This is a genomic window from Sorangium sp. So ce295, from assembly GCF_051527405.1.
Lineage (GTDB): Bacteria > Myxococcota_A > Polyangia > Polyangiales > Polyangiaceae > Sorangium > Sorangium cellulosum_B.
Genome location: NZ_CP150324.1, coordinates 11,950,806 through 11,975,257 on the forward strand (window position 1 = coordinate 11,950,806; position 24,452 = coordinate 11,975,257).

The 24,452-nt window shown below is 69.2% G+C and carries 16 protein-coding genes, 1 tRNA gene and 2 pseudogenes; 9 read left to right on the forward strand and 10 right to left on the reverse strand.

From position 1 onward, the window contains the following. Positions 1-3: 3 nt before the first annotated feature. Genes WMF11_RS45420 through WMF11_RS45430 form a run of 3 tightly spaced genes read right to left on the reverse strand, consistent with a single transcriptional unit; the run spans position 4 to position 2,674 of the window. Positions 4-1,392 carry a replication-associated recombination protein A gene (locus tag WMF11_RS45420; RefSeq protein ID WP_437975167.1) on the reverse strand — a complete coding sequence of 463 codons (1,389 nt, stop codon included), beginning with the start codon at positions 1,390-1,392 and terminating at the stop codon, positions 4-6. Then, complete coding sequence (locus tag WMF11_RS45425) at positions 1,389-1,982, reverse strand: TlpA family protein disulfide reductase (protein ID WP_437975168.1); 594 nt, start codon at positions 1,980-1,982, stop codon at positions 1,389-1,391. Before WMF11_RS45425 ends, WMF11_RS45420 begins: the two co-directional genes overlap by 4 nt. Further along, a complete protein-coding gene (locus tag WMF11_RS45430; RefSeq protein WP_437975169.1) occupies positions 1,979-2,674 on the reverse strand; it encodes a YggS family pyridoxal phosphate-dependent enzyme in 696 nt (231 codons plus the stop codon). Before WMF11_RS45430 ends, WMF11_RS45425 begins: the two co-directional genes overlap by 4 nt. A gap of 216 nt (positions 2,675-2,890) precedes the next feature. Here WMF11_RS45430 and WMF11_RS45435 point away from each other — a divergent pair, with 216 nt between their 5' ends. Further along, the gene (locus tag WMF11_RS45435) at positions 2,891-3,319 is read left to right on the forward strand and encodes a hypothetical protein (RefSeq protein ID WP_437975170.1); all 429 of its coding nucleotides are present in this window, start codon (positions 2,891-2,893) and stop codon (positions 3,317-3,319) included. A 155-nt stretch (positions 3,320-3,474) separates the two neighbouring features. Continuing rightward, entirely contained in the window at positions 3,475-3,933 is a 459-nt protein-coding gene (locus WMF11_RS45440) for a hypothetical protein (RefSeq protein ID WP_437975171.1), read from the forward strand. 65 nt (positions 3,934-3,998) lie between these two features. On the opposite strand, the gene WMF11_RS45445 is transcribed toward WMF11_RS45440, so the two are convergent. Continuing rightward, positions 3,999-4,502: a cyclic nucleotide-binding domain-containing protein gene (locus tag WMF11_RS45445; RefSeq protein ID WP_437975172.1), complete on the reverse strand. Its 504-nt coding sequence runs from the start codon at positions 4,500-4,502 to the stop codon at positions 3,999-4,001. Positions 4,503-4,687: 185 nt separating this feature from the next. After that, positions 4,688-5,122, reverse strand: coding sequence for a GNAT family N-acetyltransferase (locus WMF11_RS45450; protein ID WP_020741352.1), 435 nt, complete (start codon positions 5,120-5,122; stop codon positions 4,688-4,690). A 174-nt stretch (positions 5,123-5,296) separates the two neighbouring features. Between WMF11_RS45450 and rpe the strand changes: the two genes are divergently transcribed. The 3 genes from rpe (at position 5,297) to WMF11_RS45465 (ending at position 7,745) form a co-directional block, all read left to right on the forward strand. Further along, the gene (rpe, locus tag WMF11_RS45455) at positions 5,297-6,010 is read left to right on the forward strand and encodes a ribulose-phosphate 3-epimerase (protein ID WP_437975173.1); all 714 of its coding nucleotides are present in this window, start codon (positions 5,297-5,299) and stop codon (positions 6,008-6,010) included. 185 nt (positions 6,011-6,195) lie between these two features. Then, positions 6,196-7,491, forward strand: coding sequence for a hypothetical protein (locus tag WMF11_RS45460; protein WP_437975174.1), 1,296 nt, complete (start codon positions 6,196-6,198; stop codon positions 7,489-7,491). 167 nt (positions 7,492-7,658) lie between these two features. After that, positions 7,659-7,745, forward strand: a tRNA-Ser gene (locus WMF11_RS45465). 725 nt (positions 7,746-8,470) lie between these two features. Here WMF11_RS45465 and WMF11_RS45470 read toward each other — a convergent pair. Beyond that, a complete protein-coding gene (locus tag WMF11_RS45470) occupies positions 8,471-9,364 on the reverse strand; it encodes a hypothetical protein (protein ID WP_437975175.1) in 894 nt (297 codons plus the stop codon). Positions 9,365-9,669: 305 nt separating this feature from the next. Here WMF11_RS45470 and WMF11_RS45475 point away from each other — a divergent pair, with 305 nt between their 5' ends. The 3 genes from WMF11_RS45475 to WMF11_RS45485 are packed head-to-tail and all read left to right on the forward strand — an operon-like array spanning position 9,670 to position 14,805. Continuing rightward, positions 9,670-9,963: a hypothetical protein gene (locus WMF11_RS45475; protein WP_437975176.1), complete on the forward strand. Its 294-nt coding sequence runs from the start codon at positions 9,670-9,672 to the stop codon at positions 9,961-9,963. Positions 9,964-10,021: 58 nt separating this feature from the next. After that, positions 10,022-11,263, forward strand: coding sequence for a metallophosphoesterase family protein (locus tag WMF11_RS45480; RefSeq protein ID WP_437975177.1), 1,242 nt, complete (start codon positions 10,022-10,024; stop codon positions 11,261-11,263). Further along, complete coding sequence (locus WMF11_RS45485) at positions 11,260-14,805, forward strand: AAA family ATPase (protein WP_437975178.1); 3,546 nt, start codon at positions 11,260-11,262, stop codon at positions 14,803-14,805. Before WMF11_RS45480 ends, WMF11_RS45485 begins: the two co-directional genes overlap by 4 nt. A 90-nt stretch (positions 14,806-14,895) precedes the next feature. On the opposite strand, the gene WMF11_RS45490 is transcribed toward WMF11_RS45485, so the two are convergent. The 4 genes and pseudogenes from WMF11_RS45490 to WMF11_RS45505 all read right to left on the reverse strand — a co-directional run. Beyond that, the gene (locus WMF11_RS45490; protein ID WP_437975179.1) at positions 14,896-17,124 is read right to left on the reverse strand and encodes a DEAD/DEAH box helicase; all 2,229 of its coding nucleotides are present in this window, start codon (positions 17,122-17,124) and stop codon (positions 14,896-14,898) included. Next, on the reverse strand, positions 17,096-18,448 hold the full coding sequence (locus WMF11_RS45495; protein WP_437975180.1) for an ATP-binding protein: 1,353 nt from the start codon (positions 18,446-18,448) through the stop codon (positions 17,096-17,098). Before WMF11_RS45495 ends, WMF11_RS45490 begins: the two co-directional genes overlap by 29 nt. Beyond that, positions 18,445-20,508 (reverse strand): TerB N-terminal domain-containing protein, encoded by a 2,064-nt coding sequence (locus tag WMF11_RS45500; protein ID WP_437979396.1) that lies wholly within the window; start codon positions 20,506-20,508, stop codon positions 18,445-18,447. The genes WMF11_RS45495 and WMF11_RS45500 overlap by 4 nt, the downstream gene beginning before the upstream one ends. Positions 20,509-21,966: 1,458 nt before the next feature. Beyond that, a pseudogene (locus WMF11_RS45505) lies at positions 21,967-22,110 on the reverse strand (DUF4236 domain-containing protein); the annotation flags it as partial. A gap of 624 nt (positions 22,111-22,734) precedes the next feature. On the opposite strand from WMF11_RS45505, the pseudogene WMF11_RS45510 reads away from it, so the two are divergent. Next, positions 22,735-24,321: pseudogene (locus WMF11_RS45510) on the forward strand (DEAD/DEAH box helicase family protein); the annotation flags it as partial. Positions 24,322-24,452: the final 131 nt, after the last annotated feature.

Sequence of the window (24,452 nt, forward strand, 5' to 3'; positions counted from 1 at the left end):
GCCTCAGCCGCCCTCGCCCTCCCCCTCGCCGCGGATCCGGCGGAGGCGCTCGCCGATGGTCCGCTCGTAGCCGCGATCGGTCGGCTCGTAGAACCGGCTGCCCGCGAGCGGCTCGGGCAGGTAGGCCTCGCCCAGCGCGACGCCGCCCGGCTCGTCGTGCGCGTAGCGGTAGCCCTCGCCGTAGCCCTCGTCGCGCATCAGCCGCGTGACCGCGTTGCGCAGCGTGAGCGGGACCGGGAGCGCGCCGTGCTCGCGCACGGCGGCCTGCGCCGCGTGCCAGGCGGTCTTGCAGGCGTTCGATTTCGGGGCCGTGGCCAGGTAGAGCGCCGCCTGCGTGATCGGGTAGAGCCCCTCCGGCATCCCCATGCGCCGGAACGCGGCGTCCGCGGCGACGGCGATCTCCAGCGCGCGCGGGTCGGCGTTGCCGATGTCCTCGGAGGCGAAGATCATCATCCGGCGCAGCAGGAAGAGCGGGTCGTCGCCGGACTCGATCATGCGCATCAGCCAGTAGATGGCGGCGTCGGGATCGGAGCCGCGCATCGACTTGATGAAGGCGCTGATGACGTTGTAGTGCTCCTCGCCGGCCTTGTCGTAGAGCAGCGTCTTGTGCTCGCTCGCGCCGGCGATGAGCTCGCGCGTGATCGTGGGGGCGCCCGCGCGCCCCGCCTCGTCCGCGGCGATCTCCAGCGTGGTGAGCGCCCTGCGCGCGTCGCCCTGCGCGAGCGCCGCGATCGCCGAGAGCGCGTCGTCGTCGGCGCCGATCGCGCCGGCGAGCCCGGCGGGCGACTCGAGGGCGCGGCGCAGGAGCTCGACGAGCTCCGAGGCGCCGAGGCCCTGGAGCCGGAAGACCTTGCACCGGGAGAGCAGCGGCGCGTTGACCGCGAACGAGGGGTTCTCGGTGGTCGCCCCGATGAGCGTGATCGTCCCGTCCTCGACGTGCGGGAGGAAGGCGTCCTGCTGGGCCTTGTTGAAGCGGTGGATCTCGTCGACGAACAGGATCGTCCGCTTGCCCTCGTAGGAGCGCGCGGTGCGCGCCTGGGCGAGGATCTCGCGGAGCTCCGGCACGCCGCCCAGCACGGCGTTGAAGGGGACGAAGCGGGCGTTCGTCGTGTGCGCGACGACGCGCGCGAGCGTGGTCTTTCCGGCGCCCGGCGGGCCCCACAGGATCATCGAGGGGATCCGGTCGGCCGCGATCGCGCGCGCGAGCAGCTTGCCCTCGCCGAGGAGGTGGCCCTGGCCGATCATGTCCTCGAGCGAGCGCGGGCGCATGCGCTCGGCGAGGGGGACCGTGGCCTTGAGCTCCGGCTCCCGTTGCCGGGCGGCGTCGAAGAGCGTCGGGTCGTCGCCCGCGGGCCGCCGTCGCGCGCCGCCGCCGCCCCGGGACGCGCTCATTCGAAGACCGACCGCGCGCCCGCGGGGCGCTCCGAGAGGAGGACATCGACGGCGCGGCGCGCGCTCGCCGGATCGTGACCGACCCAGCGCACGGTGCCCGCGCCGTCGACCACGAACGTGAGGGGGACCTGCGCGACGCCGTAGGTCCCGGAGAGCCGCTGATCGAGATCCGCGACGATGGGGAACGTCGCGCCGAGCTCGTAGGCGGCGGCCGCCGCGGCGGCCTCCGAGTCGTCGATGTTCACGCCGATCACGGCCACCCCGTCCGCCTTGCGGTCGCGCCAGAGCCGGTCGAGCGCCGGCATGGTCCGGCTGCACGACGCGCACCAGGACGCCCAGAAGTCGATCACGGTGACCCGCGTCCTGCGCGTGCCGGGCACGCCGACGGTGACCGCCGCCGTGGACTCTGCGTGGAACTCCGGCGCGGCGCTGCCGACGAGCGGGTGGCGCACCGACGCGGGCATCGCGCCCGGCCCGCACCCGAGCGCGAGCAGCGCGCACGCAGCCAACGTGACGGCGCGCGCGGCGCGCGCGACGCCACCGCCAGGGAGGGCCGCGCCGAGGCGCGACGCGGCGGACGTCGCCGTCATCCGCGGGCTCCGAAGATCGCGGTGCCGACGCGGACCCACGTCGCGCCTTCCGCGATGGCTGCCTCGAAATCGTGCGACATGCCCATCGAGAGCTCGGGCAGCACGGCCGGGCCGCCGTGCGCGTCGCGCAGGGCGCGCAGCTGCGCGAAGAACGGCGCGACGTCGTTCGGGTCCTCGAGGAACGGCGCGATGGTCATGAGGCCGATCGGCCGGAGGTGCGCGCACCGGGCGATCGCGCCGAGGAGCGGCGCGAAATCGCCGGGGGCGCACCCGCCCTTCGAGGCTTCGCCGCCGACGTTCACCTCGATCAGGACGTCGAGGGTGCGGTTGAGCGCGGCCGCGCGACGATCGAGCTCCACGGCGAGCTCCTCCCGGTCGACCGACTGCACGACGTGCGCGACGCGCGCAACGAGCTTCGCCTTGTTCCTCTGGAGCTGGCCGATGGCGTGCCACACGAGCCCGTCGAGATCGGCGAGCGCCTCGGCCTTTTCGACGAGCTCCTGCGCGTAGTTCTCGCCGAAATCGCGCTGCCCGGCGGCGTAGGCGGCGCGGATGGCCTCCGCGGGCTTCCCCTTGGACACGGCGATGAGCCGGACCTCCTCTGGCCCGCGCCCTGCCCGCGCGGCGGCGCTCGTTATCCGGCGCCGCACCTCGTCGAGCCGCGATGCGACGTTCCCCAGGTCTTCCGACATCACGCCGCACGATACCGCGAGCTGCCGCCGTGGACACCAGGCGGACACCCGCAGCGGACGGTCCGCGCAGGTCGCGGCGCGGAGGGAAGTGCCGGATCCAACCGCCCGAGCGGCGTGCCAGAGTGTGCCTGAGCACCGCGTCAATAGTGGACCGATCGAGGTACTTTCCGGCTATTTTCATGTGGCATGTTGATTGCCATACTCGGCGTACCCGCCATGCGAAGCCTGCTGTTCCTCACCCTGCTCCTCGCGGTTGGATGCTCGTTCAACCCGCAGCCTGAACCGCCGTTCGATGACAGGGATCCCTATCCCTCGTCGTCGTCGACCGGTGGGGCGGTCGCCACCTCAGGTTCGGGTGGCACCGGCGCCGGCAACACAGCGGTAGGGGCCAGCACTGGCAGCGGCGAGACCACGGGCGCGGGCGGCAGCGGCGATGGGGGCGCGGCGGGCGGCCACGGCGGCATGGGCGCTCAGGGCGGTGCTGGAGGGGGCGAGGGTGGTCAAGGCGGCGCGGGCGGTCAGGGCGGCGCTGGCGGCCAGGGCGGCGCGGGCGGTCAGGGCGGCGCGGGCGGCGCGGGCGGCGAGCCCTGCGGTGTGGGGGGCGCTGGAGGCGCTGGAGGCGCTGGAGCGGTCGAGTGCGGCTGAAGGAGCACGCGGGCCGGGTCTGACGGCGATGTCGACCCGGCGGTAAGAGCGAGCGAGAAGCAGCCGACGGAGCGCGCTCGACGCAGCATTCCCGCGGACGAGGGCGCCGCACAAGCGGGCAGGGAGATGCGCAGGGTGCTATGAGGAGGGAGCTTATGCGCCAGCTTGTCGTCCTTGTGTTCGGGGTCGTCCTTGCGGGCTGTGTGTTCAATCCACAACCGGAGCCTCCCGCCGAGGGGGGCATCGGGTGCGGTGATTGCGACGACCTCGGCGCGACCGGCGCAGGAGGGGGCATCGCGGCCGGCGATCCCAGCGAGGACGACGGCGCGGGCGGCGGTGGCCTCCTGCCGCCAGACGCGGCCGCTAACGGCGCGGGTTCGACTGGGTCCGCTAGCAGCACCGGTTCAACCAGCACGGGTGGCGAACCGGCCAACCCTGCCGGCGGCGGTGGTGCGGGCGGCGCGGGTGGCAAAGCCGACGGCGGTGGCGCAGGCGGCGCGGGTGGCGAAGCCGGCGCCGGTGGCGAAGCCGGAAGCGGTGGTGCAGGTGGTGCAGGTGGCGGCGCTGGCGGCGAAGCCGGCGCAGGTGGAGCGATCGGCCCAGACGGCGGATGAGGCGACCGCTGGGCCCGGCGCCCTCGGGCAGAGCGCCCGGCGTCGACTGACGCGGCGGCGCCGGCTCAGATCGCGGGTCGCCGCGGCCGCGCGTACTCGTCGAGCATGTTCGCCACCAGCTCGGCGAGCAGGCTGTCCGCCACGCGAAGGCGGCGCGACATCTCGCGCGCGATGTTCAGCACCAGCAGCGTGTACGACTTGAGATCGCGCCGGTAGAGGGCGTCGAGATCGTGCGCGGTGACGCGCAGCAAGCGCGACGGGGCGATCGCCCGGACGGTCGCCGAGCGAGGCATCACGTCGAGGATCGACATCTCGCCGAACCAGTCGTTCGGCCCGAGGACCGCGACGCGCGCCTCGACGTCGCGCTTCGACCGCTTGAGCACTTCCATCTCCCCCGAGAGCAGCACGAACATCTCGCGGCCGTTGTCGCCCTCGCGAAAGGCGACGGCGCCCGGCTCCAGATCGAGCAGCTCCAGGCTGTCGGCGAGGCCCTGGAGGACGTGATCGCCCAGGCCTCCGAACAGCCCGATCTCGCGCAGCTGCGTGATCGGCGAAGGGTTACGGCTCACCTGGATGCACCGAGGGCGCCCGCGGCGACCGTCCTGCCGGCTGACCCGACAACGCCTACCACCACGTCGCGAACATGCCCGCCTTCTCGCATCGCTTCACCTCGCGGTCCCGAGCAGATGTACCCCGTCGAGAGCGTACGCCGCAACACGCGCGTGCTCCGCGCGATCTGCACCAGAGGCCGCACCTAGAGGTCCTTGGTGAACACGATCCGCGGACGCCCAGGCCCGGCGTAGTCCTCGACCTCGGCCGCCGACCAGCCGACCGCGGCGTGGAAGCGCACCGAGCCCTCGTTGCCCAGCGTCGTGATCGCCTTGAGCTGCCGGCAGCCCTCGCGGCGGCAGTCCTCCTCGAACGCGGCATAGAGCATTCTGCCGACGCCGCGGCGGCGATAGTCCGGGTGAATGCCGACGAGGTGCACGTACCCGATCGCCGCGTCCGGGCACCTGAACCCGAGCAGGAAGCCGACGAGCAGCCCGCGATCCTCGACGACGCGCGCGAGCCTGCCGAGCTCGTAGAAGAAGATCGGGTGCGCGAGCGCGCTGGTTGGGCCCGCCCACCACCGATCGATCTCGCCCACGATCCGGTCGTAGTCGGGCTTCGTCAGCGGCCGTGTCTCCATGCATCACCTCACTCGAACGGTTCGGATCCCCAGCCTTCGATCTGCAGCGTCCGCGCGCACGACACGAACGCTTTGCGAAGACCTGCGCAGCCTAGCAGCCGCGCCGGCCTCCCCGTAAGCGCGCTCGTGGATGCTCGGCTAGCCGCCGCGCGTCACGCCTGCTAGCGCTACCCTGTGCGTCACGAGAAAATCATCGTCGCTCCGTCGATCCTGTCGGCTGACTTCGGTCGTCTCGCGGAGGAAGTGCGGGCCGCTGAGGCCGCTGGCGCCGACTGGATCCACGTCGACGTGATGGATGGCCGGTTTGTGCCAAACATCACGATCGGGCCGCTCGTCGTTCGCGCGGTCCGCGCCGCGACGCGTCTTCCCCTCGATGTCCACTTGATGATCGTCGAGCCGGAGCGCTACGTCGCGGAGTTCGCGGCCGCCGGCGCCGATCGCATCTCGGTCCACGTCGAGGCGTCGCCTCACCTGCACCGGACGCTCCAGCAGATCAGGGACGCAGGCGCGAGCCCTGGCGTCGTGCTGAACCCCCACACGCCGGAGGAGTCGATCCGGCACGTGATGGCAGACATCGATCTGGTGCTTGTGATGAGCGTCAACCCCGGGTTCGGCGGCCAGCAGTTCATCCCAGGGGCGCTCACCAAGCTGCAGAGCCTGCGGCAGACGATCGACCAGGCAGGCATGGACATCGCGCTCGAGGTCGACGGCGGCGTCGCCCCGTCGACCGCCGGGAAGGTCATCGCCGCCGGGGCGCGGGCGCTCGTCGCGGGCTCGGCGGTGTTCGGCGCGGTGGCGCGGGGCGAGGATGTGCCGTTCGATGCGCGCGTCGCACGGTATGCCGAGGCGATCCGCGCGCTCCGCGCGCCCGGCGGGGAGCAGGCGTGACCCGGCGCGTCGAGGACGCTGCTGCGGTGGGTCGGGCGTGCTGCGCGATCGGGTTGGTCGGGGCGGTTGTGCTCGCCGGGTGCGCGCCGACGGCCGCGCCTGCGGCGCCGCCGCGAGCGCAGGCCTCGGCTGCGGCGCTCCCTGCGGCGTCGGTTGCGCCTCGGCCGGCTGGGGGCGCAAGCCCGGTGGATGCGGGCGAGCTCGACGAGGACGCGGCTCGCCTGACCGACGGCGAGATCGCGCGCGTGCTCGCACGCGTGGCGAAGGCGCGGGGCCTGCCGGTCCACCGCGAGGTGCGGAGCCGCGTGCTCGCCCGCGGGCAGATCCTGGAGCGGGTCCGCGCGCACGTGGAGCGAGAGATCCCCGAGGGCGTGCTCGATCACCAGCGCGAGGTGCTCGCGGCGCTCGAGCTCATCCCGGCCGACTACGACTTCACCGCCGGGATGTACCGCCTGCTCGAGGGCCGCATCGCAGGCTTCTACGAGCCGGAGGACGCGACGATGTACCTCGTCGATGATCTCAGCGAGGCCGAGGCCGAGGAGACGCTGGCGCACGAGCTCGTCCACGCGCTCCAGGACCAGAGCTTCTCGCTGGGGAGGCTGCTCGACTTCAAGCTCGGCGACAGCGATCGCCTGGCGGCCACGCACGCGCTCGTCGAGGGCGAGGCGATGAGCGCGATGTTCGATGTGCTTGTCGGCTCGGCGTTCCAGGTCGACGAGTCGATGCTCCGCAGGCTCGTGGCGATGTCGACGGCGCTGTCGTCCGTGGGCGACACGCCGCTCGTGCTGCAGGAGTCGCTGGGCGCCCCGTACACCGACGGCTTCGCGTTCGTGCAGGCGCTGCGCCGGGACGGCGGGTGGGCTTCGGTGGATGCGGTCTGGCGCGCGCTGCCGGAGACGACCGAGCAGCTGCTCCATCCGGAGAAGCTCGCCGCGCGGGAGCCCGCCGTCGCGGTGGCGGTGCCAACGGCCGCGGCGCTCGGCCCGGGGTTTCGTGTGGTCTTCGATGACGTGATGGGCGAGCAGGCGCTGCGCATCGCGTTCGCGGCGTATGCCCACCGCGATGCGGCGATCGGCGCGGCGGCGGGGTGGGGCGGGGATCGGTTCGCGGTGGTGCGGCGGGACGACCCGGAGGACCCGTCGCGGAAAGAGTTCGCGCTCGCGTGGCGGCTGCGGTTCGACAGCGCGGGCGACGCGGCAGAGGCGGGGAAGCTGATCGAGCGGCGCTTCGGGAAGGCGTGCCGGCGGCGGGCGGCGCTCGGGCCGATCGCGTGGACGGCGCGAGGGAGCGACGTGGCGATCGTCGCGGGGCCGTACGCGAGGCGCGGGGGAGGCGGGGGAGGGGAGGTCAGCGCGGCGGGGACGTGCGCGGGGGCGGGGAAGTGGCTGGCGGAGGTGATGAAGGGCGGGGCGGGGGGGCAGGGCGCGGGAGCGGGGGCGCAGGCCGCCGGGACGGCGGCAGCGGCGGGGAGGGGGAAGTAAGGGGCAGGGGGCGAAGGGCGGTGGGCGATGCCGGTGGGGGCGGAAGCGCCGGGGCCGGGGCTGGAGAGCTCAGGGGCGGCCCGGAGCAGGGTAGGGGGCGGGTTCTCAGGGCGACGTTGACAGGGGGCGGTAGAAGAGGCAGAAAAAACGAGTCGTTCTGGATGTTTGGAGGAGTGGCCGAGCGGTCGAAGGCAGCGGTTTTGAAAACCGCCGTTGGGGCAACTCAACCAGGGGTTCGAATCCCTTCTCCTCCGCTGAATTCTTGAAGGTTTATCGATACTTGGCGAGGTCTTCGCGAGGTCGAGAGCGGACAGCCGAGGACACGAGGGACCCCGAGATTTGGCAAACTTTAAGCGCGGCGGCTCGTGTCCCGCACCGGTTCAAGGACGGTACCGGTGCCGGAGGTGCTCCTACCGGACCTCCGCGAGCTCGACGGCGGAACGTAGGCGCTGCTCCTGCCTGTCGGTTCCCTCGCATCACGCTCCGGCAACCCGCGCCCGAGCGTTCTTGGGATGAGATCGGCGCTCAGCTTCCCACCATGTTCGGCCGCGTTCTACACCGGGAAATCAGGTGGCGTGGACGTTCTCGCCGAGGACGTTTTTCCCCTTGCTCGAACCGGCCATCCGAGCCTTGGTGCTAGCGAAGGCTCTCCTTCCGCTCGCGTCGTTTGACGCCCACTTGGTGAGCAACGCAGAAAAGCCCGACCGTCACAACTCCAGCGAGGAACGCACCCAGGCCAAGGTTCGACCCTGCGCTTATGGGAGCAGTCGCCGAGGCGGCCGGCACGTCGGTGGAAGCTGAGCGAGTGGAGCCACGGCGGGCTGGAGGGCATTCGGAGGTGCGGCAGCCTGCTCGAGAACTGCTGCGGGCGCGGGCTGGCCTCCACTTGAACGGGGCCAAGGCGAAGCAGATCTCCTTCGAGCTTGGGAGCTGGAAGGCGATACGCTCGGGTGGGCGCATCGCGGAACCGAGCAGGTCCTCAGCGCGTCAGGCGAACGTCGCGCGAAGTCTGGGTGAGCGTCCACTCCGCTGGCGTAACGAGCAGAAAGCTGGCGAGTTGATAAGGAAGCACCTGCTCCGGCCAGGAGCGCTCGTGGCGTTCGCGTTCATTGCGCAGCAAAAAACACACATCCATGCCGACGGCCATCCGATTGGCCGTAAACTTCATCAGCTCGCGCTCTTCGGCGACTGTCACCCGGCAGCGGTCGATTGGGCATGCGGCTAGATGCCCCGCATGGATGTCCTCGATTGGGCCGTTGCGCCAGGCTACGTTCACGAGAGCGTTCGCGAACACGCGACTCGGGTGCTCGCTTACGACCGCGCGAGCCAGGGCGAGACGCTCGGCGTCCGTAACCTCGACAAGTCGATTCGCGATCTCCGGCAGTGCAAGCGGCCGGAAGGCCAGTTTCCGCTCCGGTTTGGACGTCTTCGTCGGCATGGGCAGGTAGCAGGCCGCGCGATTGACAAGCTGACCATAGAGCGCTCGATCGGCATTGAATAGATCCACCCAATGAGCGAGAGCGGCGGAGGACTCGATATTAATCCGAGCCATCTCGTCATCCGAGATTCGGCTCATCTTAGGAGAAGTGACTTCGCTCCATAATGGCTTGTTGCGGTCAGCGAGTACGGAGAAGTACGAGCCCCACCGAACACAGACCGCCGCTGCCGCGACGCCTTCCCTGCCTATCCCGGTGCCGGACGGTAGCTTGATCGGATCCGGCTTGGTCATGAGGTAGTCGAGCACCTGCCGGAACATGGGTTGCGTCGGTGACCGGATGATCCTATCCGGACCAACCAGGCCAGCATCGAGCGTCAGCTCGTCGTTAACGCGAATGCGAAGCGGCGCGGCTGGAAGAACCTCGTCAGGGAGCATTTCCGTCTCCTCCTGTCCGCTGCGGCCCGCGCGCACCTACCTTGGCTACACACCTGGTCACCGTGGGCCATTCTGGTGAACCATCGCCTTCGAGATACACACACGGAGCTGGGTGCGCAAGCGCCCGTCGCGAGATCTCTCTCCACCATGGACCCGAGCACGGGTGCCTCGCCGCCTGATGCAGCCCAGCGCGAGAGTGACCTCGCGGCGGTCGCGGCAAGCCTCGACGCCCCTCGATTTGACCTCGGCATTCGCCCTGAAGGTCGGCATCCTCGGCACCGCATTGTCCGGCGCGCCACGATACGATGGAGCTCATCTCCGGTCTCCACCGCCTCGAGGCGTTTCGTGCCCGCGGTCGGGAGGAGATCCTTGCATGCCTCATCGATGTCGCCGACCTCCAGGCCGCGATGGTCGAGATCGACGAGAAGCTGATGCGCACCGAGCCGATCGCGTTCGAACGCTCCGAAGCGGAACTGAGCACGGAGCCTCGACATGCTGACGAAGTCCTGGCTCCCCTCATGGCGGCACATGCAGCGCCAGCGCTAGCCCGTGCAGACGATGGCAGCGTTAGGCGCCACGACGGGGCTTCTCGTTCATAGGGAAGACTGCTACCGTCGCACCATCGCGCGGCAACGAGCAGCGCGGACCGGGGGCCGCATGAAGTTCTTTCACGCAGCGGACATCCACCTCGATAGCCCTCTGCGGGGCCTCGATCGGTACGACGGGGCGCCGGTGGACAAACTTCGCGGGGCGACACGGCGCGCACTCGAGAACCTGGTGGCGCAGTGCATCGAGGAAAAGGTGGCGTTCCTGCTCATCGCCGGCGATCTCTACGACGGCGACTGGACGGATTACAACACGGGGCTTTTCTTCGCGAAGCAGATGTCACGCCTGCGCGAGGCGGGCATCCGAGTGTTCATCGTGCGTGGCAATCACGATGCGCGGAGCAAGATCCTGCGATTGCCGGAGGGCGTGCGCGAGCTGTCGGCGAAGCAGCCGGAGACGATCATGCTGGATGACCTCGGCGTGGCCGTGCACGGCCGGAGCTACGAGAAAGCCGATACCACGGAAGACCTCTCCGTCACCTATCCCGCGCCGCGGGAGGGGTATTTCAATGTGGGCTTGCTGCATACGTGCGCGAGCGGTCGCGAAGGGCATCAATCGTATGCCCCGTGCTCGGTGAGTGACCTCGTGGCGAGGAGATACGATTACTGGGCCCTCGGGCATGTGCACGCGCGCGAGGTGCTCCACGAGTCGCCGTGGATTGTATTCCCGGGAAATCTTCAGGGCAGGCATGCGCGCGAGACGGGGAAGAAGGGGGCGACGCTGGTGACCGTGGACGAGGGGCGGATCGTGGGGGTCGAGCCCAGGACCCTGGACGCGCTGCGCTGGGCGCGGTGCGAGGTGGATGCGCGCATGGCGTCGTCGGTCGATGATGTGATCGAGCTGTGCCGCGAAGCCCTGGCGCGCGAGGCGGACGCAGCGGAGGCGAGGATCGTGGCCGCGCGGATCGAGGTGACGGGGGCGACGCGGGCGCACGGGGCGCTCTCGCGCGAGCCCGAGAAGTACCGGAGCGAGGTGCGTAGCGCGGCGAGCGATGCGGGCGAGATCTGGGTCGAGAAGATCAGCTTTCGCACCCGGAACCCGGTCGATGCGGAAGCGAGCCTCGGGGACGAGGCGGTAGGCGGGCTTTACCGGCAGCTCCGCACCATCTGCGAGGACGACGCCGAGATCGACAGGCTGCTGAGCGGGCTCGAACCCTTGCGCAAGAAGCTGCCGGCGGAGCTCGATCATCTCGAAGGCGGAGGGAAGCTTGCTCGGACGGCGCTCCGGCAGCTCGTCCGGGAACTGCCCGATACCCTGCTGCCTCTGCTCTTTGCAGGCGAGGACGCGTCGTGAAGATCCTTTCGCTCGATCTCCTGAGGTACGGGCCTTTCACCGGGCTGTCGCTGGATTTCTCGGCGAAGCCGCGCGCGTTGCACGTGATCTTCGGGTCGAACGCGGTCGGCAAGAGCACGACGCTGCGGGCGGTGCTGGGGTTTCTCTTCGAAATGCCCAAGGACACCCAGGACGCGCACGATCGAGACTACAAGAAGCTCCGGGTGGGCGCGCTCCTCGCGGCCGAGGACGGGCGGACCTTGCAGCTCGTCCGACGCAAGAAGCTCAAGCAGACGTTGCTGGATCCCGCCGAGCAGCCGGTGGACGAGGGGCAGCTGCAGGCATTGCTCGGCGGGGTGACGGAGGAGCAGTACAAGGTGATGTTCGGCCTCTCCCACGAGGGGCTCGTGGACGGCGGCGAGGCGCTGCTCAAGGGAGGCGGCGATCTCGGAGAGAGCTTGTTCGCGGCCGGGCTCGGGGGCACGCGTGTGCATGCGGTGCTGGAGAAGCTCGACGCGCAGGCGGAGGAGATCTTCACGCCCCTCGGGAAGCACAAGAAGAAGCTCAACGCCGCGCTCGAGAGCTACAAGAGCGCGAAGAAGGGAGCCGCGGATCGATCTCAGCCGGCGAAGGAGTGGGAGCAGCTCCAGAAGGATCTCGCTGGTGGGCAGGCGCACGCCGCGACCCTGGCCAGGGAGCTCTCCGATCTCCAGGCGAAGCAACGGCGTCTGTCACGCATGGAGCAGGCGCTGGTGCCTATCGCCGAACGGGACAGGATCCTCGGGATGCTGAAGGAGCATGAGGGCGCGGTGTTCTTGCCCGAGACGGCGCCCGAGGCGCGGCGGAAGGCCGAGAGCACACTCGCGGAGACGGAGCCGCGCGAGGAGCGGCTGGGCCGCGAGATCGCGGATCTGACCGCGCAGATGGAGCGGCTGCCGGTGCCGGAGGCGCTGCTCGCGCAGGGGGCCTCGATCACGGCGATCCAGGACGGGCTCGGCAACCACAAGAAGGCGGCGGGGGTGGATCTGCCGCGGCTCCGCGGCGAGCTGCGCCAGATCGAAGACACGATCGAGTCGCTTCTGGGGCGGCTCGGGCGGCGCGTGCCCATGGAGGAGGTGGGAAGCCTCGCCGTCGCGCCGGGGGTGGAGGCGCGTGTCCGGGCGCTGCTCAAGCAGCGCATCGGGCTCGAGCGCGACCTCGCCGGGGCGACGAAGGCGCTCACCGAGGCTGAGAACAAGCTCGGGGGCGAGCGAATCAAGCTCGCGGCCCAGCCCGCTCCGGTGGATGTGACGGCGCTCGTGCGCACGCACGAGATCGTGCAGCGGGACGGGGATCTGGAGAAGGTCCTCGGTGAGCTGCGCGGCGAGGCGAAGACGATGGCGGCGCGGCTTGAGGCCGGGCTCTCGGCGCTCGGCGTGACGCACCTCTCGCTCGAGAAGGTGGGCGCGCTGCCGGTGCCGCTGCCAGAGACGGTGGAGATGTTTGCTCGCGACTTCGCCGCTCGGGATACCGAGCGGAAGTCGCTCGCTAACTCGCTGGCGGAGCGCAAGAAGCGTTTCGGGGAACTGGAGCGGGAGATCGAGGCGTTGCGGCGCGGCGAGGAGGTGCCCACGGAGGGGGACCTTGCGACGGCGCGGCGCGAGCGCGACGGGCACTGGAAGCGGGTGCGGCAGGCGTGGCTCGGGGAGCCGGCGGAGGAGGGGGCGGCAGGGGCGGGGCTCTCAGCGCGCGAGATCGCGGATCATCATGAGACGAGCGGGCGGCGGGCGGATGAGCTGTCGGACCGGCTCAGGAGAGAGGCAGATCGGGTGGCGAAGTTCGCGACGCTCTCAGCCGATCGCGATCAGGCGGCGCGTGGCATTGAGGAGTCCGTGACCGCGGCGGAGCAGGCGCGGATGGCGGAGGAAGCAGAGCAGGGGCGGTGGCAAGCCGCCTGGACAGCGGCGGGGATCGCGCCGCGCTCGCCGGGCGAGATGCTGGCCTTCCTGGGGCGCTACCAGAAGCTCGTGGAGGAGAAGGCGAGGCTCGAGGAGGTGCGGCGGCGGGAGCAGGCCCAGAGGGAGCGCATCGAGGGGCATCGGGAGGCACTCGCTGCGGCGCTAGAGGCGCTCGGCATAGCAGCTGGGCCGCGGCACGGGTTGCTCGCGCTGGTTGCGCATGCGCGTGAGGTGGCGGAGCGGGAGGGGAAAGCGCAGCGGGAGCGGGAAGCGGTCGCGAAAGAGGTGCGCCGGGGGGAGATCGAAGTCGAGGGGCTCTCCGGCGCACTCGCGGGGCGGCAGCGGGAGCAAATGGCGTGGGCCGAGCAGTGGTCGGCGGTGATGCTGGCGCTCGGGGGGTCGGCGGCGACCGGGATCGAGGAAGCCGAGGAGGTGCTGACGTTGCGCGCGGATCTCGCCCAACAAGGGAAGGGAGCCCGGGAGCTGCGGCGGCGCATCGCGGGGATCGAGCGCGATGCGGCCGATTTCAAGGTGCAGGTCGAGGGGCTGGCGCGGCTCACGGCGCCGGATCTTGCGGGCATTCCGCTGGAGCAGGCGGCGGCGGCGCTGCTGGAGCGGTCCAAGGATGGCGAGACGAACCGGCAGCTCAAGCAGGCGCTCGAGAAGGACCTCAAGGAGAAGCAGCAGGACCTGCTCGCCACGCGGGAGAAACGGCGAGGGGCGGAGCGTGCGCTCAAACAGCTCATGGAGGAAGCCCGGGCCCAGGATGTGTCCGAGCTCGTGGCCGCTGAGGATCGATCGGCCGTAGCGCGGAAGCTCCGGCAGGATCGGGAGATCGTCGAGATGCGGCTCTCGACGATCGGCGGGGGGCTCAGCGTGGAGGCGCTCCTGGAGGAGTGCTGCGGGACGAACGCGGATACGCTTGCGCAGCGTCTGGCGGAGGTGGAGCGGCAGATCGCGGACGTGGATCGGGAGCGGACGCGGGTGAACGAGGAGGTGGGGCAGCTCCGGCAGCGGCTGCTCTCGATGGATGGGAGCGACCTGGCGGCGGAGGAGTTGATGCGGGCGGAGCAGCACCTGGCGTCGATCAGCGCGCTGGTCGACGACTATGCGCGGGCGAAGCTCGCGGCGGATCTCCTACGGCGAGCGATGGAGCAATACCGCGAGAAGAACCAGGGCCCGCTGGTACGGCGGGCGAGCGAGCTGTTTGCGAGGCTATCGCTGGGTACCTTCTCGGGGCTGCGGGGGGATCGCGACGATCACGATCGGCCCATGCTCCGCTGCGTGCCGAGGGCCGGGGATCCGGTGGAGGTGAGGGCGCTGTCCGATGGGACGCGCGATCAGCTTTTCCTGGCGCTCCGGGTGGCGAGCCTGGAGCAGTACTTCACGAAGAGCGAGCCATTGCCGCTGGTGCTCGACGATGTGCTCATCCATTTCGACGACGCGCGCGCACGCGCTGCGCTCGAGGTCCTCGGGGAGCTGTCGCAGCGGACGCAGATCCTCTTCTTTACCCATCACGCGCGGCTCGTCGAGCTGGCCGAGGCGACGTTGCCGGCGAGCACGCTCTGCCGGCACGACCTCGATGATCTCGTGGCGAAGGCGGCGGTGAACGTCACGGCGCCATGACGCAGCCCGATCCACTCCGCAGCGATCGCGTTGCCCCACGCCCCCGAATTTGAAACCGCGCGCCCTTCAATGACCATATGTTCGAGTCGCTCAGATCATGCTTCGACGGCTTGCCTCAAGGCAGCGATGCATCCCCTGGACGTCGAGCATGCCGCTCGCGTACGTAGCGCTCAGGAGCTCTTCCGAAAGGTACTCGTCGTACTTCTCTACAGCTTTATTCCTCACCGTTCTTGCCAGCGCAACTGAGTCGCCCGGTCCTTCATCAACAATATCGCTCAGCGTCGCCAAGATGCGCTCGGGCGTCGCCCGGGAGATGAGCAGCGCTACGCCGAGCCCGGCCACCTCGAATCCACGCTTCGCCATCATGACGGCCGTAGTGTTCATGACGCGGTCTCCCGCCCACGGAAACAGCACGGCGTCACGACCCCAGGCGATCACTCGCCGTTCGCGCAGGCCGAGCCGGTCGAAGTTGGTCCGTCCCTCCACGAGTAGTTCACTCGCCCTCGGGTCCACGAAGCTTGGCATCTCGAAGGACTCGTACAGTTCCCGCATGCGTTCTCGCACCCGATCGTGGACGAACCCGGCCCCGTCACCGAAGCTCGGGACACGACCGCCCGCCGCGGCCGCCAGGTCCGCTACCTTGTGCTCGAGGTCGACGCTGAGGATACGCCAGCGACGCCCGCCGAAGATCAGGTACGCACCCTCGACGAGCGGGTTCTTGACCGGCAAGGTGCCGAGCGTGCGCCCTTCGTTCACCAGCCGGAACTCTTCCGGCGTCTGGAACGCGGTGAAGAAGGAGTAGTGGTTCACCACCCGCTCACCTGTGCGGTCGAGCAGCAGCGTCCCGTCGCTGCTCTGGGTGACCACCTCGGCATATCCTAGGCACCGCAGGAGGCTCGCAAACATCGCCCTAGAAATGTCGGCGAACGGTCCGGTCTCGCAGAGCACCCGGTACGCATCCAGCGGCTTGACGCCGCCGTGCTGGGCGATTGTGGAGAGAAGCTGTTGGACCAGCGTCGACAGGTGCAGCTTCCCCCGAACGGGGGGCTCGCACCACTTCTCGAGGAGCAGGGAGACGATCGCGATCGTCTGGACCAGCTGCGCCCGGATCTGCTGGGGTGGCGCCGTCGTGTCCGTGACCTCTTCCTCCCGTACGTAGGCTCGCAGGATGGCCGGCTCGCCTTCCCTCCTCCCCGATCGACCCAGCCGCTGCCGCAGGCTGGCCACCGAGAACGGCGCGCCGAGCTGTGCCACGCTCCTCACGCTGCCGATGTCGATGCCCATCTCCAGCGTGCTGGTACAGACCACGTTGACCGGCCCCGGGATCTCCTTCTTGAGGCGGGCCTCGACGTCCTCGCGCAGCTCCTTCGCCAGACTGCCGTGATGTGCGAAGAATTCGTTCGGCACGCGCTCACGCTCGGACTTGCGGGCGAGCAAATCGGCATACAGCTCGACCTCTCCGCGCCGGTTCGCGAAGATTAGATTGTCCGAACCGCGCAGCGTCCGGAAGAGCTGGTCAGCGATCGCGTGGACATCCTCCGTCACCTCGTCCTCCGGCGTGTCCTCCGGGCGCCGCGTGAGAAAGCCGCGCACGATCAGCCGCAACTCGCCGCCGCCCGCGGCGGAGGTGATCACCTGCACCTCGTCTGCATGCCATGGACGGAGGAACTCCGCGGCGATCTTCATATCTCCCAGGGTAGCGCTGAGGGCCACGCGAGGAATGCGGCGCTTCACGGCGACCTCCATCCGGTGGAGCAGGGATTGAAGCTGTCGGCCCCGCTCCGACCCTATGAAGGAGTGCAGCTCGTCAATCACCGCGTACGAGATCGGCTGGAACAGGCGTGCGATCTGCGACCCGTGGACGACGAAGAGCGCTTCCAACGACTCGGGCGTGATGAGGAGGATCCCGCCCGGATGCTGGAGAAATCGCCTCTTCCGCTCCGAGGAGACGTCGCCATGCCAGCGATGTACCGGGATGTCGAGGCGCTCGCAGAGCCGCTCGAGGCGCCGGAATTGATCATTGATGAGGGCTTTGAGCGGGCTCACGTAAAGCGCCCGCACCCCCGTGCCTTCCCGCTCGAGGATCCGGGTGCAAATCGGAAAGAACGCCGCTTCCGTCTTGCCGCTTGCCGTCGCCGCCGAGAGGATCACGTCGCGCTCGCCGGAAAGGATGGGCTCGACCGCGAGCTCCTGGAGGTCCCGGAGCTCCTTCCACTGCTCATCCCAGATCCAGCGCTGGATCTTCTCGTGCAATCGACCAAACGCCGGGACGGGCGCGCCTGGCTCATGCTCAGAGCTTGAAGGTGGCAAGATCGTCATCCTCCTCGCTCCTCGGCCCCGTCAGCTCATTGGTTGAGCTCGTGCGTTCTTCGCCGGGTAGAGGCGCCAGATCGGGGTTTGAGTCCGGCGTGATGTCCACCGCACCCACGAGCTCGGTCCAGGACGCCCCGCGATTTTGATCGAGGACCGCGAGTAAATTCACGAAGGCGGTGATCGTGTTTCGAGGCGTGCGGAAGTACGCGTCTCCGATCCGTTTGGAGCAGTGGTTCATGAAGGCCGCGAGACCATCGTCCGGCAGCACATACTGGGCGGGATCCCCCGACGCATAGACGAGGCGCAGCTTGCCGAGCAGGATGTAGAGGTCTTCGGGCGTGAGGTTCGCGAGGCGCAGGACGGGGCCGGTGAAGTCGACCAGTCCGCTCTTCGTGAACATGTTCTCGGCCAGCCGCGACTGGAGCGCCTGATAGCTGTACAGACCCCGTCGCGTGTCGAGCAGGAACTCCGGAGTCCCGCCCAGCACGAAGCCGAGGCCCTCGGCCGTCCCCTGCAGGCAGTCGTTCAGGAGGCGGAGTATCTGCTCGTAGTTGGCGCTGCGCGACTTCGTGTTGGCGAGCTTGTAGAGGTTCACGAGCTCGTCCAGGCACACGAACAGGCCCGCGTACCCCGCCTGGCGTATGAAGCGGGCGAGGAGCTTCAGCATGTCGTACCAGTTGGCGTCGTCCACGATGGTGCGGACGCCGAGCGCCGCCTTGGCGTCGGTCTTCGTGGAGAACTCTCCTCGGAGCCATCGCACGGCGTCGGACTTGAGCGTCTCGTTGCCCGTGTCATGGCCGCGCCAGTAGGCCGATATCACCTCGGCGAAATCGTAGCCTCCCACGAGCTCTGATAGGGTCTGGAGCCGCTCACGGATGACCAGCTCCGGGCTGACTCCACGCTCTCGTGCCTTTTCCAGCGCCGAGGTGATGAAGCGTTCCACGACACTGGCGAGCGCACCTCCGTCCGGCTTGGAACGCGTCGCCGCGTTCCGCATCAGCTCCGTATAGAGCGAGCGCGCCTGGCCCCCCGTGCCCTGGAGTCTCCGGTCCGGACCGAGGTCCGCGTGGATCGTCACGAGGCGCTTCTCCAGCGCGATGGATCGGACCAGGTGCAGGAAGAATGTCTTTCCGGAGCCGTACTCGCCGATGACGAATCGGACCGACGAGCCGTTGTCGCCGATGCGCTCGATGTCGGAGACGAGCGCTTTGACCTCGGCGGCGCGTCCCACCTGGATGTGCTGCTGGCCGCTGCGGGGCACGACACCGGCGCGCAGCGACTGGAGGATGGCATCGCGCTCCTTGGATCGGATCCGGACCAAGTTGTTCATGCGCAGAGCTCCTTCATCACGTCGGCATCCACTTCAATGAGATCGTCTCCGGACCACACCGCGTCGCCGCAGACCTCGAAGGCCGCGTCGTTCACTACCTCGAGCGCGCCGTCCGTGAGCAACCCGAAGCCTGCCGCGAGCGCCTCGACCTCGGCACGCGTCCACTCGGCGCGCTCCGCGAGCTTGCGAACGAAGGCCGAGTGCGCCGCGTTCAGGTTGCGCACAGGAGGCGCCGAGGTCTTCGCCTGCGCATCACCGGCGGCATGATCGCCGTTCGTGCTCACGGTTGTGCTCGGCTGGGCCTGCTCTTCTTCAACGAAGATCGAACCGAGCAGCGCGGCGACCGCCGACGTCTCCGCGAGCTTGGCCTGGACGCTTGCCATGTCGAGCGCGATGCTACCGCCGGACGACCTGGGGGGCGGCGGAACAGGGTAGCCCTTCGAGGTTTCCCCGGCCTGCACGGTCACTGCGTCCATCGCCGGGGAAGCCTTGGCGCCGGCCAGGACATGGATACGGCGATACACCTCGGATGCCTCGAGGCCGAGGGTGGGGAAGAGCTTGGTCAGCAGTTTGACCTCACCTGGATCGATGCGCCCGTCGGCGCCGGCCATGGCCACCAGGAAGTCGGCGACGGCGCCTCGCTGCTCGGCGCTGAGCGCGGCGACGCGCTTCTTCACGCCGGCGACGCCGGGCCGCTCGTGCACAAGCCAGCGCACGTGGGCCGACAGGCGCAAGCGCTCCGGAGGCGAGAGCTCTGCCATGGCGTCGAGCCGCGCCTCGAGCTGCTTCTCTTCGGCCTCGCTGATCTCCCCATCGGCCGCCGCCAGCGCCACCGCCAGGTGCATGAGCAGCGTGACCGCTCGGTAGTGCGTGGATGCGGCGGTCGGCGCGCCATCACCGATTCGGAACACCACGATCCTCCCCTCCGCGCTCGGGATCTCACCGCCAAAGCGCACGTCCGGCTCGACGCCATACCCTTTCTTCTGCAGTAGCTGCAGTAGCGCCACGATCTCCGCCTTAACGCGCCGCGCACGCAGTAGCTCGGCCGCCGGCACGAGCGCTGTTTGCTTTCCCTCGAGGTGGCCCTCGATCATCCCGACCAGCGCGATGACCTCTTTTCCTTGGTGCGTCGCGAGCAGCTCCGGGGGCAGTAGCCCTGCAGCCGTGACGCTCCCCCGCTGGTCAGGGTTGCGCCCGATCCAGCGGCTGAAGGGGTCGAGATCGCTCGCGCACTGATCAACGACCTGTCGTAGCTTCTCGGCGGCCTTCCTGCGACCCGTCACATCGGACACGCCCGGCGCCGTGAGACGGAGCGCTCCACCAAAGGAGGCGCTTGCAGGCCTGTAGTGGACGACGAGGTCCTTGTTTCCGGGCTTCTGGGTCATGCCCTCCCCGAACGCTTGGTGATAGCGGATTCGGAAGAGCTCCCGGAGCTCTTCTGGGCAACGCCGAACGGGTGTGGTGAGGCGTGCCTCCGGGTCACAGAACACCCATGCCAGAGCCCAGTCCGCCGGAATCGGGCGTCCGTCATGAGCCAGCTGTCCGAGCCCTAGCTTGAGGAGCAGCGGAAAGTCTCCACCTGCGGATGCGGTCGGCGGAGCGCAGCATTCATAGACGCGGGCTCTGGCGCCCACCCACATCGCCGCGAGGAACTCGGTCGCATAGCCTCGGAAGGAGTTGCTTCGCGAGTAGATGGCAAGGAGTCGCTCGACCTCGGCGTAGATCGCTTCTCGCTCGCCGTCGGCGAGACCGCCGCGCTGTGCGTCCGCGAGAGCGCGGCGCTCCAGGCCATAAAAGAACAGGAATACGTACCCGATGTAGGCGTCGGGATCGCGCCTGCCGCCAGCCAGCCACTCGAGGTAAGCCGCCCGCTCCGCCGGCCCAATATTGCTGTACGAGGGCCAGTACTGCATGCCGGCACCAGATCGGTTCGCGTTCGCACGGTCGACCAGCAGGCGCGGGTTGATCAACGCCGGCTCGACGTTCAGCAGCGCACCGACCGGGGGTAGGCTCTCACCTACATAGATCATTCCACCGTTGAGCTCGTAGCCCGCAACCACGGTTGACGCTCCCGAAGCAATCCATGGACCTCGGCCGACGGGCGGTCGCTCGATCGCTACGGACCGTGGCGGCTCGACTGGAGCGGGGCGTTCCGGTGGCTGCGCCGGTGCCGGGACCAGAGCGACCGGCGCCACCGAGCTTACGGCAGGACGCGACCATGGCGCTCGCTGGGATGGCTCTGGGATGGCGCTCATCATCACCGTTCCGCCCTTCGGAACTGATGGAGCGGGTGGTGCAAGCGGAGCCGGCGGTACCGGCGGCGCCGATGGTGCAAGCGGAGCCGGCGGTACCGGCGGCGCCGATGGTGCAAACGGAGCTGGTGGTACCGGCGGCGCCGATGGTGCAAACGGAGCTGGTGGTACCGGCGGCGCCGATGGTGCAAACGGAGCCGACGGCGGAGGAGCGACGGGCCCTGGCCAGGGTTGCCTCGGCGACGGTGAGGAGAACGGGGAAGGCGAGTATGTCGGGGGGGTGCTCACCCGAGGAGCGGGTAGGTCGCCCGGCGCGGGTTGAGGTGCGGGTCTTCCGACGCTCAACGAGCGTCGCGCCGTGCCGGACAGCGCGTTCAGCGCCTGCGCGGCGCGGAATGCCGACTCCGGCCGGCTGAGCTGGAAGACAAGACGGAGCCCAGTCGGCGACGAGATCGTCAGCTCGCCGTAACGCAGGACGGGGAGCTGATAGTTGTCCTTGAAGCGGAGATCCGGTGATCCGTCCTTGCAGACGAAGCGCCACGTCATCGCGACGACGTCGCCATCGCGCGGCGTAGGTCCATCCTCGATGAATCGGGTCTCTGCTGCCATCGCCGTGAGTTGCTCATACGGCAACGCTGCTACCCGCCCGTTCTCCCAGAGAAGCAATCGGTCTGGAAGGAAGAGGAGTTGTTGTGGGCCCGCCGGAATGGTCCAAGAATCGAGGTTCGTCTCCACCCCGGCGTGGGTCCCGCGCACGCAGCTCGTTGGTGTCCGGCGGAGCAGCGTCGTCGCACCGGCGTTCCGACGCGCATCGCCGGTCGGTGCGGCGTGGTATACGTGCCACACTCCCGCGCTGTGGGCGAGCGCCTCGCCCGCCGTCGAAGCGAGAGCAAAGCGCTCCATCGCGGCAGGGTCGTCGACGTCGTAGATCAGTCGCGCAATCCGCTGCTCCTCGCTCCACCTACGCACGGGGAAGCCGGCGACGACGAGGACGAGCGCGATCGCGAAGGCTCCACCGACGCCTGCGGAGGTGATCACGAGGAGGACGACGACGAGGCCGCTGACCCAGTACGCCTTGAACCAGTCGAAGGCAGTCGGCCGGGCTTCAATCTCACGAGCTACCTCGTCCGGAGATAGCTGCTGGAGCGAGGCTACGGAGGCTGTCGCGATAAACCCGGACGGCGAGTGGCCACTCGGCATCGGAGTCTGGGGGGATAGTTGTGCCGGCGCGCTCGAACTATCGCTGGCTTTCTGCCGATATTGAAAGCCGCCTGGCGACAGCGTTACGTAGGTGCCGCGCGGTCCGAACGCGACACGCGCGCCTCGCACACCCGCAGAGAGGACAACCCCGGGATAGGACACGTTGGCGCGGATGGGTTCCATCCGCAGTACCCGTCGAAAGACGCCCATTCCCCCCTGCCCAGCTATCGCCCCGCTCGTGCGTAACCTCTAACTTGAGTTCGGTGCCTCCAGGTTGGCCGCCCAGTGATGGCGTTCGTGGCCTAGGAGGCGATGGGGCATCGAGACGCATATCAGACTTCTTACAGTTCAAAAAGGAGAAATCCAGCCAGTCCAATGAGGCGGGATGCGACCAGTCAGTACATGTGCGGACGGACATGTGCGAGGTCTTCTTACCTCTAGCAGGCATCAAGCGACAGTAACGTTGGCTCTCCGGCACTCTTGCTGAAGGTACTCTGTTGAGCTTGCTTGGAGTTGCATGACCCGCAGGGGAGGCGAAGCGTCCGGGCTTGCTGATTCACCGAAGGTGGCAGGCGACCGAGCATACTGGCGATGGTCGGACGGGCCTTGAGTTATCGAAGTGCCCGAGCTCCCGTTCTCTCTTCCTGCCACAGATCTGAAGCTCGAGCGTGCGCACAGCCAGGCGGGAACACTGCCGCTTGGGTGGGCCAGGTGTTGCGAGCGAGATCCAAGAAGCCTGCCGCGTTGTTCGCCGGCCATCGCGCGTCCCCAGGTGCCTCACGAACCTGACCGCGCTCGAACGTTACCGTGACGGTTCCTGTGCCGTCGGATGCGATGAGGCACAGGTTCACGACCTTGCTCCGTGATGAGCCAACCCGAAGTACCATCGGCCCACCGGTGACTTCCCCGTTCCTCGAGGCCCCCGAGTCCGCCTGGGTGGCGAGCAACGCGCTCGCGTTCGCGCTGCGCGACCGCTTCCCGGTCAGCCCCGGCCACACGCTCGTCGTCCCGCGCCGGCTCGTCTCGACCTGGTTCGACGCCACCGCCGAGGAGCGCGCCGCGATCTTCGAGCTGGTCGACACGGTCAAGCGGGACCTCGACGCCGAGCTCCATCCGGACGGCTACAACGTCGGGATCAACGCCGGCGAGGCCGCAGGGCAGACCGTGATGCACCTGCACGTCCACGTGATCCCGCGCTTCCGCGGCGACGTGGACGACCCGCGCGGCGGCGTGCGCCACGTCATCCCGGGCCGGGGGAACTACCTCGCCGGGCGAGCCCCGCCGCTCGCGACCGGCGGCGCCGAGGACCCCTTCTTGCGCCACCTCGCGCCGGTCTTCGCGCGCGCGACCGACGTGGCCATCCTCTCGGCCTTCGTCCAGGAGAGCGGCCTCGACGTCCTGGAGAGCCATGTGTTCGCAGCCCTCGCGCGCGGCGCCCGCGTCCGGCTCGTCACCGGCGATTACCTCCACATCACCCAGGCCACGGCGCTCACCGAGCTGCTCGACTGGGCCGGCGGCAATGCCGCGCTGGCGGGCGCTGAAGGCATTCGGGGCAGCTTCGAGGCGCGCGTGGTCGAGGTCGACGCGCTCCCCGGCAAGATCCGCTCGTTCCACCCCAAGTCGTGGCGCTTCGAGGGCCCGGGCTTCGGCGCCGCGTTCGTCGGATCGAGCAACATCTCCCGCGCCGCGCTCGGCCCCGGCATCGAGTGGAACCTCCGCGTCGACCGCCACCGCGATGCGGACGCCTACAGGGCCGCCGCCGACGCCTTCGAGCGCTGGTGGTCCCGCGCCCGGCCGCTCACGGCCGACTGGGTCGAGAGCTACGCTCGTCGCGCACGTCAGGCCGCGGTGGGCCTGCCGCCGGGTGAGGAGGACGCCGCGCCCATCGATCCCCCGCCTCCACCGCACCCCATCCAGCGCGAGGCGCTCGCCGCGCTGCAGCGGAGCCGCGCGGAGGAGGGGCGCCGCCGCGCGCTCGTGGTGCTCGCCACCGGTCTCGGCAAGACGTACCTCGCCGCGCTCGACGTCGAGGCCTGGGCCGAGCACCACGGCCGCCGTCCGCGCGTCCTCGTGCTCGCCCACCGCGAGGAGCTCCTGGTCCAGGCCGCGCGGACCTTCCGCCGCCTCCTGCGGGACCACACCGCGCGCTTCGGCTGGTGCGCCGGGAGCGCCGGTGAACTGGTCGGCGATGTGGTCTTCGCCTCGGTCCAGAAGCTGTCCCGTCCCGAGCACCTCGCGCGCCTCGCCCCGGGGAGCTTCGACTACGCCATCGTCGACGAGGTCCATCACGGCACCGCACCGAGCTACCGCGCCATCCTGGACCGGCTCGATCCGGGCTTCTTGCTCGGCCTGACCGCCACGCCCGAGCGCGCCGACGGCGCGGATGTCGTCGGGCTCTTCGACGATCACGTCGCCTACCGGGCGGACATCGGCGCCGGCATCGAGCGGAAGCTGCTCGTCCCATTTGCGTATTTGGGCCTCAGGGACGACACCGATTACCGCGCTGTCACCTTCCAGAACCGGAGGTTCGATCCAGGAGAGCTGGAGAAGGC

Bases quoted from the DNA above. Each gene is read 5' to 3' on its own strand.
- WMF11_RS45420 (WP_437975167.1), bottom strand. From the start codon at position 1,392: ATGAGCGCGTCCCGGGGCGGCGGCGGCGCGCGACGGCGGCCCGCGGGC.
- WMF11_RS45450 (WP_020741352.1), bottom strand. From the start codon at position 5,122: ATGGAGACACGGCCGCTGACGAAGCCCGACTACGACCGGATCGTGGGC.
- WMF11_RS45480 (WP_437975177.1), top strand. From the start codon at position 10,022: ATGAAGTTCTTTCACGCAGCGGACATCCACCTCGATAGCCCTCTGCGG.
- WMF11_RS45435 (WP_437975170.1), top strand. From the start codon at position 2,891: ATGCGAAGCCTGCTGTTCCTCACCCTGCTCCTCGCGGTTGGATGCTCG.
- WMF11_RS45490 (WP_437975179.1), bottom strand. From the start codon at position 17,124: ATGACGATCTTGCCACCTTCAAGCTCTGAGCATGAGCCAGGCGCGCCC.
- WMF11_RS45495 (WP_437975180.1), bottom strand. From the start codon at position 18,448: ATGAACAACTTGGTCCGGATCCGATCCAAGGAGCGCGATGCCATCCTC.
- WMF11_RS45425 (WP_437975168.1), bottom strand. From the start codon at position 1,982: ATGACGGCGACGTCCGCCGCGTCGCGCCTCGGCGCGGCCCTCCCTGGC.
- WMF11_RS45470 (WP_437975175.1), bottom strand. From the start codon at position 9,364: ATGCTCCCTGACGAGGTTCTTCCAGCCGCGCCGCTTCGCATTCGCGTT.
- WMF11_RS45430 (WP_437975169.1), bottom strand. From the start codon at position 2,674: ATGTCGGAAGACCTGGGGAACGTCGCATCGCGGCTCGACGAGGTGCGG.
- WMF11_RS45475 (WP_437975176.1), top strand. From the start codon at position 9,670: ATGGAGCTCATCTCCGGTCTCCACCGCCTCGAGGCGTTTCGTGCCCGC.
- WMF11_RS45440 (WP_437975171.1), top strand. From the start codon at position 3,475: ATGCGCCAGCTTGTCGTCCTTGTGTTCGGGGTCGTCCTTGCGGGCTGT.